This window comes from Patescibacteria group bacterium (assembly GCA_040387855.1).
Taxonomy (GTDB): domain Bacteria; phylum Patescibacteriota; class Minisyncoccia; order Phycocordibacterales; family JAKAEA01; genus JAZKCY01.
In genome coordinates, this window is sequence record JAZKCY010000001.1 from 14023 (window position 1) to 27649 (window position 13627).

The 13627-nt window shown below is 39.0% G+C and carries 20 protein-coding genes and 1 tRNA gene; 13 read left to right on the forward strand and 8 right to left on the reverse strand.

The annotated features are described in order from the left end of the window. The first annotated feature begins 90 nt into the window (after window positions 1–90). The 6 genes from V4519_00110 (at window position 91) to V4519_00135 (ending at window position 5857) form a co-directional block, all read left to right on the forward strand. Window positions 91–1389, forward strand: a complete 1299-nt coding sequence (locus V4519_00110) for an ABC transporter permease (GenBank protein ID MES2436397.1) — start codon at window positions 91–93, stop codon at window positions 1387–1389. Between the two features lie 5 nt (window positions 1390–1394). Next, window positions 1395–2075 (forward strand): ABC transporter ATP-binding protein, encoded by a 681-nt coding sequence (locus V4519_00115; protein MES2436398.1) that lies wholly within the window; start codon window positions 1395–1397, stop codon window positions 2073–2075. 47 nt (window positions 2076–2122) lie between these two features. Then, the gene (locus V4519_00120) at window positions 2123–3421 is read left to right on the forward strand and encodes an MFS transporter (protein MES2436399.1); all 1299 of its coding nucleotides are present in this window, start codon (window positions 2123–2125) and stop codon (window positions 3419–3421) included. Window positions 3422–3564: 143 nt separating this feature from the next. Further along, window positions 3565–4416: a hypothetical protein gene (locus tag V4519_00125; protein ID MES2436400.1), complete on the forward strand. Its 852-nt coding sequence runs from the start codon at window positions 3565–3567 to the stop codon at window positions 4414–4416. 119 nt (window positions 4417–4535) lie between these two features. Continuing rightward, entirely contained in the window at window positions 4536–4910 is a 375-nt protein-coding gene (locus tag V4519_00130; protein ID MES2436401.1) for a hypothetical protein, read from the forward strand. Then, window positions 4907–5857, forward strand: a complete 951-nt coding sequence (locus tag V4519_00135) for a phosphotransferase (protein ID MES2436402.1) — start codon at window positions 4907–4909, stop codon at window positions 5855–5857. Before V4519_00130 ends, V4519_00135 begins: the two co-directional genes overlap by 4 nt. Here the strand turns inward: V4519_00135 and V4519_00140 are convergent. Continuing rightward, a complete protein-coding gene (locus tag V4519_00140) occupies window positions 5820–6365 on the reverse strand; it encodes a methylated-DNA--[protein]-cysteine S-methyltransferase (protein ID MES2436403.1) in 546 nt (181 codons plus the stop codon). The genes V4519_00135 and V4519_00140 overlap by 38 nt on opposite strands. 51 nt (window positions 6366–6416) lie before the next feature. On the opposite strand from V4519_00140, the gene V4519_00145 reads away from it, so the two are divergent. Next, window positions 6417–6686: a hypothetical protein gene (locus tag V4519_00145; protein MES2436404.1), complete on the forward strand. Its 270-nt coding sequence runs from the start codon at window positions 6417–6419 to the stop codon at window positions 6684–6686. Here the strand turns inward: V4519_00145 and V4519_00150 are convergent. After that, complete coding sequence (locus V4519_00150; GenBank protein MES2436405.1) at window positions 6677–7192, reverse strand: DUF4385 domain-containing protein; 516 nt, start codon at window positions 7190–7192, stop codon at window positions 6677–6679. The two genes, V4519_00145 and V4519_00150, sit on opposite strands and share 10 nt — an antisense overlap. A gap of 59 nt (window positions 7193–7251) precedes the next feature. Between V4519_00150 and V4519_00155 the strand changes: the two genes are divergently transcribed. Then, window positions 7252–8181: a TerC family protein gene (locus tag V4519_00155; GenBank protein ID MES2436406.1), complete on the forward strand. Its 930-nt coding sequence runs from the start codon at window positions 7252–7254 to the stop codon at window positions 8179–8181. A 3-nt stretch (window positions 8182–8184) separates the two neighbouring features. Here the strand turns inward: V4519_00155 and V4519_00160 are convergent, their stop codons facing one another. Continuing rightward, complete coding sequence (locus tag V4519_00160) at window positions 8185–8637, reverse strand: hypothetical protein (GenBank protein ID MES2436407.1); 453 nt, start codon at window positions 8635–8637, stop codon at window positions 8185–8187. A gap of 40 nt (window positions 8638–8677) precedes the next feature. Further along, window positions 8678–9196 (reverse strand): alpha/beta hydrolase, encoded by a 519-nt coding sequence (locus tag V4519_00165; GenBank protein ID MES2436408.1) that lies wholly within the window; start codon window positions 9194–9196, stop codon window positions 8678–8680. 57 nt (window positions 9197–9253) lie between these two features. Between V4519_00165 and V4519_00170 the strand changes: the two genes are divergently transcribed. From V4519_00170 to V4519_00180, 3 genes are all read left to right on the forward strand, one after another. Beyond that, a complete protein-coding gene (locus tag V4519_00170; GenBank protein ID MES2436409.1) occupies window positions 9254–9712 on the forward strand; it encodes a hypothetical protein in 459 nt (152 codons plus the stop codon). 26 nt (window positions 9713–9738) lie between these two features. Then, window positions 9739–9810: transfer RNA gene (locus V4519_00175), tRNA-Arg, on the forward strand. 16 nt (window positions 9811–9826) lie between these two features. Next, a complete protein-coding gene (locus V4519_00180; GenBank protein ID MES2436410.1) occupies window positions 9827–10033 on the forward strand; it encodes a hypothetical protein in 207 nt (68 codons plus the stop codon). A 3-nt stretch (window positions 10034–10036) separates the two neighbouring features. Here V4519_00180 and V4519_00185 read toward each other — a convergent pair whose 3' ends face one another. The 4 genes from V4519_00185 to rpsT all read right to left on the reverse strand — a co-directional run bounded on the left by V4519_00185 (window position 10037) and on the right by rpsT (window position 11653). Then, the gene (locus V4519_00185) at window positions 10037–10345 is read right to left on the reverse strand and encodes a hypothetical protein (GenBank protein MES2436411.1); all 309 of its coding nucleotides are present in this window, start codon (window positions 10343–10345) and stop codon (window positions 10037–10039) included. A 10-nt stretch (window positions 10346–10355) separates the two neighbouring features. Further along, window positions 10356–10589, reverse strand: a complete 234-nt coding sequence (locus V4519_00190) for a hypothetical protein (protein MES2436412.1) — start codon at window positions 10587–10589, stop codon at window positions 10356–10358. An 18-nt stretch (window positions 10590–10607) separates the two neighbouring features. Continuing rightward, window positions 10608–11321 (reverse strand): UMP kinase, encoded by a 714-nt coding sequence (gene pyrH, locus V4519_00195; protein ID MES2436413.1) that lies wholly within the window; start codon window positions 11319–11321, stop codon window positions 10608–10610. 62 nt (window positions 11322–11383) lie between these two features. After that, window positions 11384–11653: a 30S ribosomal protein S20 gene (gene rpsT, locus V4519_00200; protein ID MES2436414.1), complete on the reverse strand. Its 270-nt coding sequence runs from the start codon at window positions 11651–11653 to the stop codon at window positions 11384–11386. A 72-nt stretch (window positions 11654–11725) separates the two neighbouring features. On the opposite strand from rpsT, the gene ruvA reads away from it, so the two are divergent. Continuing rightward, the gene (gene ruvA, locus V4519_00205) at window positions 11726–12304 is read left to right on the forward strand and encodes a Holliday junction branch migration protein RuvA (protein ID MES2436415.1); all 579 of its coding nucleotides are present in this window, start codon (window positions 11726–11728) and stop codon (window positions 12302–12304) included. A gap of 19 nt (window positions 12305–12323) precedes the next feature. Then, window positions 12324–13619 carry a UDP-N-acetylmuramyl-tripeptide synthetase gene (murE, locus tag V4519_00210; protein MES2436416.1) on the forward strand — a complete coding sequence of 432 codons (1296 nt, stop codon included), beginning with the start codon at window positions 12324–12326 and terminating at the stop codon, window positions 13617–13619. The last annotated feature ends 8 nt before the right edge of the window (window positions 13620–13627 follow it).

The window sequence follows — 13627 nt, forward strand, 5'->3', positions numbered from 1 at the left end:
CTATCAAGTATTATGAAAATAATGAAGTAACTTAATATTTTTTAATAAACAAAAACTAGGTTCTTTACACCTCGTGTGTATAATGAACTCATGAAGAAACTTAACCATATACGCAAGCATCTCATGATTGCAATAAGCGTGGGATGGTTCTTAGCTTTCCGGCAAATCCGTCGGGCTAATAGAGGCACAACAGTGCTTATCATATTTATTATGGTACTCACCTTCCTCAACTTAGTGGTAGTATCTGGATTGTTGATAGGTCTCATCTCAGGCTCCTACAAGCAGTTTCGAGAGAGCTACTCTGGTGATGTTATAGTCACTGCACTTCCGGGATACAACTTCATAGAGAGATCTTCTGAAGTTATTTCATTTCTTGAGAATCATCCAAAGGTAGAATCATTTACTCCACGCTATGGAGTGAATGTGAGAATTTTAGGTAGCCTTACTACTCTTCCAAAAAAGAATGAACGCACAAATTTAATTAGTGCCCGTCTTACTGGTATTGACCCAGACATAGAAGAACGTGTGACAGGATTTTCTAGATTCATTATTAAAGGAGAACCACTTTATGCTGATGATCGCACTTCAATGCTCATTGGTTCAAACCTCCTCAAGCAGTATTCTTCTTTTGCTGATGCAAACATTCCAGGACTTGAGTTATTGGAAGGAGTTGATGTAGGCAGTAAAGTACGCGTTACTTTCACTACAAAATCTGGTGAGAAAATAATTAAAGAATATACGGTTAAAGGCATTGTAAAAAGCAAAGTAGATGAAATATCAACCAGAGCTTTTATTATTGATAAAGAAGTTAAGGGTTTCATTCCTGTAAACAAAGAGGAATACCAAGAAATTGCAGTACGCGTTCCACCTGACTATGCGCCAACGCTTGTAGCAGAATTAAAAAACTATTTTGGTGATGAAGTAGCTCGAGTTCAAACTTCAGAAGAAGCTATTCCCTCTTTCCTCCGAGATATCGAATCAACAATGACTATTTTAGGAAATGCTCTTTCTTCATTTGCACTTGTCGTAGCAGCGATCACCGTATTTATTGTGGTGTTTATCAACGCTGTTACAAAACGAAAATTTATTGGTGTTATGAAAGGTATTGGAATTAGTCCTCTTGCAATTGAGTTCTCATATATATGTCAGGCATTCTTCTATGGGATCGTAGGATCAGGTATTGGATTGTTCCTCACCTTTGGAGTATTAAAACCATACTTCGATGCCTACCCAATTGATTTCCCATTTTCTGATGGAATTTTAGTTGCCACAACTTCAGGCTCACTTGTGCGCGTTGCTATTCTTTTAGTAATTACCGTGCTTGCTGGTTACATTCCAGCAAAGCTTATTGTGAGAAAGAATACATTAGATTCTATTTTAGGACGATAAAATTTATGATCAAAGGAGAAAAAATATTAAAAAAATATGGAAGTGGTGAACTTGAACTCACCGTACTCAAAGAGATTGATATTGAAATTAAGACTGGTGAATTTGTGGCAATCATCGGTCCATCAGGCGCAGGAAAGTCTACCCTGCTCTACCAATTATCACTACTTGATACCCTTACATCAGGTGAAGTGTACTTTAATGGCAAGCCCACATCAGGTTTAAGTGAATCTCAAAAAACAAATTTACGCCTAAGTGAACTTGGTTATGTATTTCAAGACTATGCCCTTCTCCCTGAACTCACTGTATTAGAAAACGTGGCTCTTCCCATGCTTATGCAAGGGATGTCAAAACATGAAGCGTACAAAAAATCCGATGAAGCATTAGAAAGAATTGGAATCAAACACAAAAGGAATAATCTCCCCAATCAGCTTTCGGGAGGTCAGCAACAGCGAGTTTCAATTGCCCGTGCGATTGCTCATAAACCACATATTCTTTTTGCTGATGAACCTACTGCCAATCTCGATTCTGAAAATGCCAAAATAGTAATTGATGTATTTTTGAAGCTAAATAGTGAGGGACAATCTATCATTATGGTTACGCACGAAAATGAATATGCTCGAAAAGCACAACGCACCATTGCACTCAAAGACGGAATCATTGTTTCTGATACAAAGAATGTGAACTAGCTGGAAATGCGTTTTCTATATTAGAATAGAATCTCATTACTAAAATCATGAAATCATTCTTCAACTTACTCGGGAATTCGCTCATTGCAGTTGTGACCAACTTTCTCGTATGGTCTACCGTCGTATATTGGGTCTACCTCACTACAGGATCAGTACTTGGCACATCCATCATGTCGGGAATGTACTTAGTATTAGTAATGGTGTCGGGATTTTGGCTCGGATCAATTGTTGATCACAACAAAAAGAAAACAGCTATGCTTATTTCAAGTTTTGCTACACTATTCTTTTTTGCGTGTGCACTCTTGATGTATTCTGTATCCCCTAAAGAATCGTTTACTACTGTTGAAAGTGTGCGACTTTGGGTTGTAGTAGCATTTCTGCTTTTTGGTGTTATTGCCGGAAATATTCGAAGTATAGCTTTACCAACTGCTGTTCCCCTTTTGGTTCCAGAAGAAAAAAGAGATCGCGCAAACGGTATGACAGGAACAATTATGGGCATTGCTTTTGCACTTTCAAATGTAGGAGCAGGATTTGGATATGCATATATTGGAATCTCTGGAGTACTTTCAATTGCTTTAGGAGCTACCGTTATTGCGATACTTCATCTTTTATATATTTCTATTCCTGAGCCTGAAAAAGTTGCACCCGAAGTGCACGAAGTACCAAAGAGTAAACTTGATATCAAAGGAACAATAGCAATCGTGCGATCTATTCCTGGATTGTTTCCCCTTATTTTATTTACAACATTCAACAATTTTTTGGGAGGAGTATTTATGTCACTCATGGATCCATACGGTCTTACCCTCGTATCAGTACAAGTTTGGGGTACATTATGGGGCTTCTTGAGTTGTGGATTCATTATTGGAGGACTTGTCATCGCAAAGCGTGGTCTTGGGAAAAATCCAGTGCGAACACTGTTTGTAGTAAACGGAATAATTTGGACGATATCAATATTTATGACCATTCAACACTCAATAGTGTTGCTTGGCGTATGTATGTTTATCTATCTTTGCATGTTTCCTTTTATTGAAGCGAGTGAACAAACAGTTATGCAGAAAGTTGTACCTCAAGAACGCTTGGGCCGCGTATTTGGTTTTGCCCAAAGTGTGGAACAATCAGCATCCCCTATTACGGCATTTGTCATTGGCCCCGTAGCTCAGTTTATATTTATTCCATTTATGACAACTGGTGTTGGAGTAGAACTTATTGGAAGTTGGTATGGCGTTGGTGTTGGAAGAGGTCTTGGACTTGTATTTACACTTGCTGGAATAATCGGACTTGTTGCAACAATCATTGCTGCTCGATCTCGCTCTGCGAAAATGTTGTCGACACAGTTTAAAAACTAAACTGTTTTCTTAAACCCAACATACTTGACACAACTATTTAATTATGTTAGTTTCCACAGCAGACGCTACTGTATAGGTAGCGCGCACAGATCTGTACTTGGTCCGCTTGGAGCGAGCCGATTGCACATCTAAGGAGCCCTGTCATGTCGAAGAAGTTCAGCCTCGCACTCGTGTTCGCCCTGATGGCCTCCATCCTGGTGAACACGCACGCGAACGCCGCGACCAAGCCCGTCCCGAAGCTGCACGTCGTCAAGACGCAGGCCAAAGATTGGGTCGAGGCCAACAGCGCCGACCCCCGAGCCAAGGAGATCAAGAACGAGATCGCCGACGTCTCGGCGTCCATCTGGGTGAACTCCCAGGACGACTTCGAGCGGGTGAAGGACGAGAACGTGGCCGCCAAAGGCGCGATCGTCCCGATCGTGAACAACGGTCCCAGCGAGAAGGGCCAGTACTTGGCCCACTGCGTCCGGATGAAGGAGGTCACGACCGGCACCAACAGCCTGATCGTCGTGGCCCCCCACGTGATCAGCAACAACTTGGAGAACCCCGACGCCCTCAAGCTGAAGGAAGTCTCCGACTCGCTGATGGCGCTCAAGGACAAGTCCGGCGCCCGGATGCTCGACCTCACGACCTGGGCCGAACCCTCGTCCGAGCTCACCGACAAGATCGTGACCATGGCCAAGCTGGCCGGGATCGAGCACGCCGACGGGTTCGTGTTGAACCTCGGCAAGGACGACGAATTGTCGATCGTCCTGAAGCAGGCAGAGCAGCTCAGCAAGTTGCTCAAGAAGAAGTGCGTCATCGACGTGTCGCTGGCCGGCAAGAAGGTCAACGGCAAGGCGACCATCGGCCCCAAGCCGACGTTGGTCACCGGTAACCAGGCGGTCAGCGCCTTCATCCGGTTCAAGGTCCTCGGGGAGAACGACCAAGGAAAGTTCGACCCCGATGCGGCCATCGCGCTCATCAAGGCGCCGAAGGTCATCACCAAGAAGTAATCGTCGGCGTCGACGAGCTTCTACGCACATTAGTTCCCTACCTCTATCGCCACCCGGTCTCACCGAGTGGTTTTTTATTACCTGAATTTTTTGTAAATCTATAGTACAGTTAAGCTACTATGGAAAATAAAAACAAACTCTTTTTTAGTATTTATATTTTAGCCGCAATTATAATAGCACTAGCTATTGTAGAAGATGCAGTGGGGTTTCGTTTTTTTAGAACTGTTATGGATACTGACACTGTAATGTGGGGAGCCGCATTCATCGGAGGAATTGCAGGCATACTCGCATATTCACGATCATTCAGAATGTTGCGATATAAATTAATTCCAGTAGTTGCTGTTGCCGCTACTCCTTGGATCGTTACATTCTCTACTTTCTGTCAGCGTGAATGTATGCTTCCCCTCATTGGGATGATGATGTTGGTGGTAATTATTCCTTACATTGTGTTATTAGTGATTTCAACATTTATTGCTCGAAAATTTTTATCATGATTACGTTCAAAAACCAACCAAAGCTATCTGAAGCAGAAGTAGATCAAAAACTTAATGACAGGCGAATTGCTCTTATCCCCCATATTCAAAATTTTTTAGAGACTAATAAATTATTCAAAAACAAAGAAGTAACCCTTGAGTTCTCTCACAAAGGTGTATCATCACAAGTCTGCTTTCTAGAAGTAGCTGATATAAATATAAAGTATGTACTAAAAATTCCCCTAACAAATGCAGACCCTGATGGCAATGAGGCAGTGTTTTTATCAGCGTGGGAAAGTGTAGGTGTAAAAGTCCCGCACGTATATGAGTATGGGAAAATAAGCGATCGGCCTTACATTCTTATGGAGTTTGTTGATGCTCCCCTATTAACTGATGCAAAAGAATTTAAAGAAATAAAAGATCTACCTTTTGAACAAGGGAAAATATTGCGACAAATGCATACGGCAAAAGCACATGGCTTTGGGCGAATAAAAAATAGTAAGCCTGAATTTGAAACATTTAAAGAATGGATTTTAAGCGATGATATGAAAGAAAGGATTAATTATGTTAAAGAACACAACCTACTAGGAGATGAACATGGTCCTATTGATGATGTACTAACAACTCTTATTGCATATACCGAAAAATATCCAGAAAGCACATACTGCCACTTTGATTATGGTGGGAACAATATGCTAGCAACAAATCCTCTGACAATTATTGATCCGGATCCAATGGTCACAAATGGAATTATAGATATAGGAAGAAGTATGCTGCTCTTAAGTTCAGGCGGATACTATGATGGTGCTGCTCGATTAAAAGCTGGATATTTTGGTACTGATGCAATTGATGAAAAAGCACTAAAATCTGCAATAGTAGTAAATGCTTACTGGAAATTCCCGTACTGGCACAAGAAAAACAAATTAGTACCTATGAGTAATGTACAGAAGTATCTTGCTCAAAGCTAAGCATTGCCTTCTTTCGTTCTATTCCCCATCGAAAACCTCCAAGCTCGCCATTTGATCTTAAAATTCTGTGACACGGAATAATATAGCCTAATGGATTGTCGCCAATTGCAGTTCCTACTGCACGTGATGATTTTTTGTTTCCAATAATTTCAGCTATCTCTCCATAAGTTGAAGTAGTTCCCTTTTTTATAGAAATGAGTGCCTGCCATACTTTCGTTTGAAATGGTGTACCTATGAGATGAAACATAATTGGAGTAATAAAAGAATACGTTTTAAAATAGTTCTCTAATTCTTTATGAACTGATTCTTCCTTATGCACAAAAGTTGCAGATGTAAAACGAGACTTCAAATCTTCGAGTGTTTCTTGTTTTGAATCTGAAAAAAGAATATTACAAATCCCCTCTTTGGTTGAGGCCACTAAGCATATACCAAATGATGTTTGGAAAAATGAATATGAGATATCAAACTTTTCCCCTTTTACAATCGGAGTGATTTTGAAATTAATCATAGATGCATAATTATTGTAGCATTTTACTTACATTTACGAGATAATACTCTCATGAAAAGAATTCATCTCTACGCTATCGCATTTTCATTATCACTCTTAGCAGCAATCATTTCTGCGGTAACCTATGCAGAACGAAAGGCATTACCCTACAATGAAATGGGACGATATCTTGATGAAAATTATGGGATTATTTACGAGGAACAGGCGCTTATCTTCTACGGAATCTTTTTAGCTCTATTTACTCTCCTCACTTTTTTTACAGCAAGTAGAATTTTAAAGCTACATAAAGAAAACAACAAAAAGCTGCCTAATTATCCGTAAAGTTTTTGATGCTGTTCTTTCAACTGTAAATAATATGCATCATCTTTTGCCTTGAGATACCAGCCATAAAACACCTCGGCAGACTGTGATTTTTCATTTGTCGCCCAATCATGTGCTTGTGGAAGCGTAGCACGGGGTCCTAGCATTTCTGCTTTCTGTCCATTTAGCGGATGGTGATGGATCTCATATTTTTTACCTGTGGGATGATTGGCGTATCTTCGTGAACGAGTAAATCCCATTTGCAAAAATTTGCGAGCCATATCCATTCCCACAAAATCACGTTCTCGTTTGTAATGTAAAAAGAGTCGGTAAATTGCCTTTGCAGATTTGTGTGCGATCTCAGGATTCTTAAATCTCCAGTACGGTAAAATCTCCGATTTGTAGGGTTCCACCATTAAAACACCCTGCTCCCCCTTACCTACCTGGTAGAGCTCTGGATGTTCACGGAAGTTTATCTTGGAATAATCACGTGAATAATCAAATAATTTACTGGAATATGAGGCCATATATATGTAGGACGCTGTCGGAATATCATCCTTACTGAACTGTGATAGTATATATTTCTATGTTTACACCACAGCTTATTTTGGGAATAGTATTCGGAATTATAATTTTGGGATTTTTAGCAATTGATCTTGGATTCTTTGATCGCAAGGCTCATAAGATATCATTTAAATCAGCACTTTGGCAAAGTATTTTTTGGGTATTTATCTCAGTAGTGTTTGGTACCCTTGTCTATTTCTTCCAATCACCTGAATTGGCATTCCAATTCTTCAGTGCCTATATTACAGAAAAAATACTTTCTGTCGACAACCTCTTTGTTATTCTCTTAATCTTCGGCTATTTCAAACTCGAAGAAAAGTATCACCACAAGGTTCTGTTTTGGGGAATTTTGGGAGCAATTGTAATGAGAGCGCTATTTATTGGAGCAGGAGCTTTTCTCATTAGCCAGTTCCATTGGATCCTCTATGTCTTTGGTGCCATTCTTTTGTATAGTGGTTTCAAACTATTCTTTAGCGGTGGAGAAAATGATCATATTGATCTTGAGAAAAACAAAGTAATTAAACTCGCAAAAAGATTCCTGCCGTTTACAACAGAACCTCATCACGGTAAATTCACTCATATCATAAATGGGAAGCGAGTATTCACTACCCTCTTTTTAGCAGTTATAGTCGTTGAAGCGACAGATCTTATTTTTGCAGTTGATTCTATTCCAGCAGCATTTGCAATATCTCAAGATCCATTTATTGTCTACACTTCAAATATATTTGCAGTTATGGGATTGCGAGCAATGTTCTTCTTATTAGAAGGAATCATGCATAAATTCCACCATCTTTCAAAAGCATTGGCATTTATTCTTATCTTTATTGGAGTAAAAATGCTTGCAGGTGTGGTAGATATTCACATCAACTCTCTTGTATCATTTGCCATTATTATGGGAGCACTCTTTATTTCAGTAGTAGCATCACTTGCCTTCCCTAAAAAGAAATCTTAAAAGTTATTTCATCCAAGAAAAATACTTAAGAGAAACAATAAGGAGAATCACAGGTGTAAATACATAGAGGGCAACAAGATCCATAAGCATTTTTAGAAACGCTGGAAGTGTTGAGAACACATGTGATGGAGCCACATACAAATTAGCAAACATAGCAATAAGAATAGTAAGAATAAGAGTGTATACTCCCCATTTCTGCATCTTACTAATTCCCACAACTGAAAGTACGCTTCCAGCAAGAACTATTGCCCCAATAAGAGAAAGTACTTTAATATTCAACCAACGAATGTTCATAAATAAAAGTTCAAGAGGCTGCTTTCCTGTAAAACCTAAGTAAAGGGTTGTCCATAACATAAGAATCCACAAAACAACAAAATACCCTAAAGTTGCAGTAAGGATAGCTGGCCGATGATGAGTGTGTGGATGCGTGTGATGAGAATGATGTGGATGTTGCATAAATATTAGTTGATGAGCTCTTCTCTAGTATATAACAAAATTATTTTGATGAAAGCTGCTTGTACGATTCCTGTGGAGAAAGCAGTGGTCCGAGTGAACTGTAAAGAACTACAAGCTTTGTACCAGACGAATCTGAAGTATCGGTAGTATCAGTTGATTGACCGCCATATCCAAGTGCACGTTTAAAAAAACCTACTTTTTTAGTTGATTCAAGTTTAAGTACATTTTCTTTTTCTGGCGCAGTACTATGTGATGAAGTCTCCCCTATGCTTGCAACAAGCAATACCGTTTCCTCTGTATCTCGCTTAGCCACCGATTCTAAATAACTTAATATAGTAAGACACCCGGGATCATGAGGTACTTTAAGTACTCGTGAATCATTGATGCCATAAACTGTTTGAATGTCTTGAACCCAATCCCGTCCTTGTGGAAGATCACGCAGCTCAGACATAGTTACATGAAATGCTTTTTCTTCAAGTTTTTTCTTAAGCCAAAACAACCATTTTTCCTCAGGTCTATCTCGCTCCCATCGGTATGAAATTAAAACATGCTTCGTCATGATCGAAATAGTATAACACTCTCTTGCTTTGAGCTCGAATATGCTACAATATTTTGTATGAGAGATACTATTGTATGGGAAGCATTTGAGCATCACCATGAAGATAAAAGTAGTGACTGGTATTGGTCACTTGGAATTATTGCAGTTTCACTTGCTGTGCTTTGTATTTTTTTCAATAATGTCCTCCTTGGAATTTTCATTCTTATAGCCGCACTCACAGCAGCACTTCATGCACGCAAAGTACCGCGATTTATTACAGTGACTCTAAATATGAAAGGCATCATTGTCGAAGACAAGCTCTATCGATATGATTCTCTTGATTCATTTTGGATTGATGAAGATGCACATGTTCCTCAAATCATATTGAAATCAAAGAAAATGTTGATGCCATACATCATTGTACCAATTGAAGAGCATCACCATGATGATATTCGGATGTTTCTACTTATGCATTTAGTAGAAGAAGAACATCATGAATCTCCCCTACACCACCTCCTCGAATATTTTGGTTTTTAAGGAAATGTGGTAAGCTAGTGGCCACAGTCCTCGTCGTTCAATGGATAGGACAAGAGTTTGCGGAACTCTAAATATAGGTTCGATTCCTATCGAGGGCACAATATCTATCCAATCATGTCACCTGAAGTCCAAAAAATATTAGAAGATCAGCAGAAAAAGATAGATGCTATTTATGTATCTGTTGAGAAAACTCGAAAATATTTCTTTTGGACTCTTATTATTACCGTAGTACTTTTCGTACTACCTCTTATTGCTATGGCATTTGCTATTCCCTCTTTTATAAACATCTATTCACAACAAGTACAAGAGTTGGGACTTTAGAATCTACTGTTGTTCCATATATTCAAAATAGTCAGTCCACACATCAGTAGCTATTTTTGTAAATGATTCTTCAGAATAATGTGGGAATAATTCTTTGTGCGTATGTACATAATCAAGAAGTACTTGCGGATCTTGAGATGTTTCTAAAATTTGTGTTAGTGCTGGATCTTGTATATTTGAAAAGTAAGCCTCGAGTGCTTTTTGAAAAATAACACTACTTACATCACTAATGATGGCATCAAGTTCATGTTCTTCTGCCCCCAGTGAGATGAGCTTTTCTTTAAGTATTGCTAGTGATGATTCAGTATCCATGTTATATCTATTATTTTTTAGATCCTCCCATTCTATATAATTTCACAGCAGTAGCAACCGCAGCAGCAGCCACAATAGCAACACCAAAAGGATTAGCAATCCCTATAGCTGTAAGAAGACCTTTTCCAAGAGTACCCAATAGTGTTCCTGCACCAAGGACTCCTATTTCTACTTTATTATTTCTTAACCAACCCAAATGTTTGCCTTTAAATGATGATTCAGGACTTGCAGGTTTTTCGCTCATATCTGTAGTATATCAAAATTATGAAATAAGGGTTCCTACTTCTTTACCCTTAACTATTTTTTTAATATTGCCTTTAGAAAGAAGGTCAAATACTCGAATTGGCAGTTTATTATCCATTGCTAAAGAGAGAGCTGCATTATCCATCACTTTAATATCGGGGTTTTTTACTGCATCTAAGAAAGATATATTAGAAATCTTTGTAGCGTCTTTATGTTTCTTTGGATCTTTAGTATAGACACCATCTACTTTAGTGGCTTTCAACACGATTTGGCATTCTAATTCTAAGGCAGCAGACACAGCCGCTGTGTCTGTAGTTACATACGGATTACCTGTACCACCGGCCACAATTACCACTCTTCCCTTTTCTAAATGGCGAAGTGCTCGTCGTCGAATGTACGGTTCTGCTACGCTATTAGTTTGAATTCTCGATTGCAGTCGTGCAGGCTGGCCATAATATTCTAAAACATCTACTAATGCCATGCCGTTGATAAGTGTCGCAAGCATTCCCATATAATCAGCGGTCGCTCGTTCTATCGTCTGTTCATTTTTTGAAAGTGTCGCTCCTCGTAGGAAGTTTCCTCCTCCAACCACTATAATTATTTGAGTTTTAGTTTCTTTTACTACTTCTCGTATCTCTTGAGCCAGACTAGCAATAAAATCAGTGTCGATCCCAAATCCTGTTGTTCCTGCAAATTGTTCACCTGAAAGTTTGAGTAGTATTCTATGAAGCATATTTTTATTTTGTTAATTTTTGCGACAAAAAACCCCGTATCATATGATACAGGGTTATTTGTTTATTTTGCTGATGCTTTTTTGATAAGCTTTGAAAGTCGTGACTTCTTTCGGCTCGCTGCATTCTTCTTAATGAGATTTGTTTTAGCAGCCTTGTCGATAGCTTGATAAGCTTGAGCAAGAAGAGTCATCGCCTCCTTAGTGTTCTTGTCAGTAACGAATTTTTTAATCTTCTTTACAACAGAACCCATAGCATCCTTTCGGCGTTGGTTATATACTCGCTTTGTTTTTGAAGCTCGTAGCGCCTTTTTTGCTGATGATGTAATTGGCATAGGCCAGATAATACCTTATATATATAGAAAAGGCAAGAAGAGTGGTTTATCTCCACATGCTATACTATTTCCATGATTGCCCGACTTACTGGAACAATAGTCCATGCCGATACACGCTTTATGATTCTTGACGTTAATGGCGTAGGATATAAGGTTTTTACAACTACAGGGATATTAGAAAAAAACCTTACGGATAGCGTTACATTTTGGACCCATTTGGCAGTGCGCGAAGATGCACTTGATCTCTATGGCTTCCCTACACGAGATGAATTAGAGTTCTTTCAACTACTTATTACTGTAAACGGTATTGGCCCAAAAAGTGCATTGGGAATATTAAACATGGCAAGTGTTGCTACTATTCGCCAAGCAATTCTCACAGAAGATCCAGCGTATCTCACAAAAGTTTCAAGTATTAGTAAAAAGAATGCTGAAAAAATTGTGCTCGAGCTTAAAGGTAAACTTGCTGATATCTTTACAGAAGGAGCTGAAGAAGTTCCTCAGAGTCATGAATCTGATGCTCTTGAGGCACTTAAATCACTTGGCTACCAAGAACGAGATGCTCGAGATGCACTCAAAAAAGTCCCCAAAGAAATTACCGATACGGCAGAATGCATTCGTCACGCATTAAAAGCACTTTCTACAAGCAAATAAAAAGCTTATTATAGAGCATATGGACATTATCCTCAGAGCGGCACGAAAACTTATCCCTAACGGTATTTTTGAAACATTTCAACCGGCATATCACTATACATGGGCTGTATATAGTGCTATGCGATATCGCTACCCTTCTCGTCATATCAATGTAATTGCTATTACTGGCACAAAAGGTAAGTCGAGTACAACAGAGATAGTGAATGCAATTTTAGAAGGCGCTGGTAAAAAAACTGCAGTTGCAGGGACTATTCGGTTTAAAGTTGGTGACAAATCATGGTCAAACAACTACAAAATGAGCGTGCCTGGACGTGGATTTATTCAAAAATTCCTACGGCAAGCAGTGGACGCAGGATGCGAATACGCAGTATTAGAAATGACCTCAGGAGCGGTACTTCAGTATAGACATCGATTTATAGATTTCGATTCACTTATCTTTTTAAATATTTCTCCAGAGCACATTGAGCAGCATGGAAGTTTTGAAAACTATTTAGCAGCAAAGCTTGAATTGGCAAAAGCTTTAGAGCAATCCAAAAAAACACGTAAAATAATCATCGCAAATAAAGATGATGCTGAACACCACAAGTTCTTGGATATAGATGTACCAGAGAAATATACATTTGGGCTCAAAGATGCTGAACCCTATCAGCTCGATCAATTTGGACTCTATATGACATATAAAGGCCGCAATATGCGTACGCATCTTCAAGGCACCTTCAATATTTCTAATATATTAGCAGCCCTTACCTACGCTTCTACTCAAGAAATTAGTCCTGAAACAGCACAAAAAGGATTACATAATCTCACGGGTATCTTAGGACGTGTACAAAAAATTACTCTGCCTGAAGACCATGCTCATGCAGCAAAACAAAAGTTTAATGTAGTTGTCGATTATGCACATACCGTAGATTCACTTCAAAAAGTTTATACTGTATTTAAAGATTCTAGAAAGATTTGTGTGATTGGAAATACAGGAGGAGGCCGAGACACTTGGAAGCGACCTGAAATGGCACGTGTAGCAAACGAACACTGCTCACATATTATCCTTACCAATGAAGACCCTTATGATGAAGATCCTCAAGCTATTGTTGATCAGATGATTCCTGGGATCTCTTCTACCCCATTTGAGATTATTATGGATCGCCGAGAAGCAATTCATAAAGCAATATCTCTTGCTCATAAAGGTGACTCAGTAATTATTACGGGAAAAGGAACTGATCCATATATTATGGAAGCCAATGGTAAGAAGACTAAATGGAGTGATGCAAAAGTTGCTCAGGAAGAATTGGAAAAAGTACTTATGGAGCGAATCTAATATATAGT

What these genes read in the sequence shown, in the direction of transcription:
- V4519_00145 (MES2436404.1), top strand. Translation starts at nt 6,417, where the DNA reads ATGAAAAGAATTCATCTCTACGCTATCGCATTTTCATTATCACTCTTA.
- pyrH (MES2436413.1), bottom strand. Translation starts at nt 11,321, where the DNA reads ATGCTTCATAGAATACTACTCAAACTTTCAGGTGAACAATTTGCAGGA.
- V4519_00135 (MES2436402.1), top strand. Translation starts at nt 4,907, where the DNA reads ATGATTACGTTCAAAAACCAACCAAAGCTATCTGAAGCAGAAGTAGAT.
- V4519_00165 (MES2436408.1), bottom strand. Translation starts at nt 9,196, where the DNA reads ATGACGAAGCATGTTTTAATTTCATACCGATGGGAGCGAGATAGACCT.
- V4519_00140 (MES2436403.1), bottom strand. Translation starts at nt 6,365, where the DNA reads ATGATTAATTTCAAAATCACTCCGATTGTAAAAGGGGAAAAGTTTGAT.
- V4519_00110 (MES2436397.1), top strand. Translation starts at nt 91, where the DNA reads ATGAAGAAACTTAACCATATACGCAAGCATCTCATGATTGCAATAAGC.
- rpsT (MES2436414.1), bottom strand. Translation starts at nt 11,653, where the DNA reads ATGCCAATTACATCATCAGCAAAAAAGGCGCTACGAGCTTCAAAAACA.
- ruvA (MES2436415.1), top strand. Translation starts at nt 11,726, where the DNA reads ATGATTGCCCGACTTACTGGAACAATAGTCCATGCCGATACACGCTTT.
- V4519_00150 (MES2436405.1), bottom strand. Translation starts at nt 7,192, where the DNA reads ATGGCCTCATATTCCAGTAAATTATTTGATTATTCACGTGATTATTCC.
- V4519_00120 (MES2436399.1), top strand. Translation starts at nt 2,123, where the DNA reads ATGAAATCATTCTTCAACTTACTCGGGAATTCGCTCATTGCAGTTGTG.
- V4519_00125 (MES2436400.1), top strand. Translation starts at nt 3,565, where the DNA reads ATGTCGAAGAAGTTCAGCCTCGCACTCGTGTTCGCCCTGATGGCCTCC.
- V4519_00155 (MES2436406.1), top strand. Translation starts at nt 7,252, where the DNA reads ATGTTTACACCACAGCTTATTTTGGGAATAGTATTCGGAATTATAATT.
- V4519_00115 (MES2436398.1), top strand. Translation starts at nt 1,395, where the DNA reads ATGATCAAAGGAGAAAAAATATTAAAAAAATATGGAAGTGGTGAACTT.
- V4519_00130 (MES2436401.1), top strand. Translation starts at nt 4,536, where the DNA reads ATGGAAAATAAAAACAAACTCTTTTTTAGTATTTATATTTTAGCCGCA.
- V4519_00185 (MES2436411.1), bottom strand. Translation starts at nt 10,345, where the DNA reads ATGGATACTGAATCATCACTAGCAATACTTAAAGAAAAGCTCATCTCA.
- murE (MES2436416.1), top strand. Translation starts at nt 12,324, where the DNA reads ATGGACATTATCCTCAGAGCGGCACGAAAACTTATCCCTAACGGTATT.
- V4519_00160 (MES2436407.1), bottom strand. Translation starts at nt 8,637, where the DNA reads ATGCAACATCCACATCATTCTCATCACACGCATCCACACACTCATCAT.
- V4519_00180 (MES2436410.1), top strand. Translation starts at nt 9,827, where the DNA reads ATGTCACCTGAAGTCCAAAAAATATTAGAAGATCAGCAGAAAAAGATA.
- V4519_00170 (MES2436409.1), top strand. Translation starts at nt 9,254, where the DNA reads ATGAGAGATACTATTGTATGGGAAGCATTTGAGCATCACCATGAAGAT.
- V4519_00190 (MES2436412.1), bottom strand. Translation starts at nt 10,589, where the DNA reads ATGAGCGAAAAACCTGCAAGTCCTGAATCATCATTTAAAGGCAAACAT.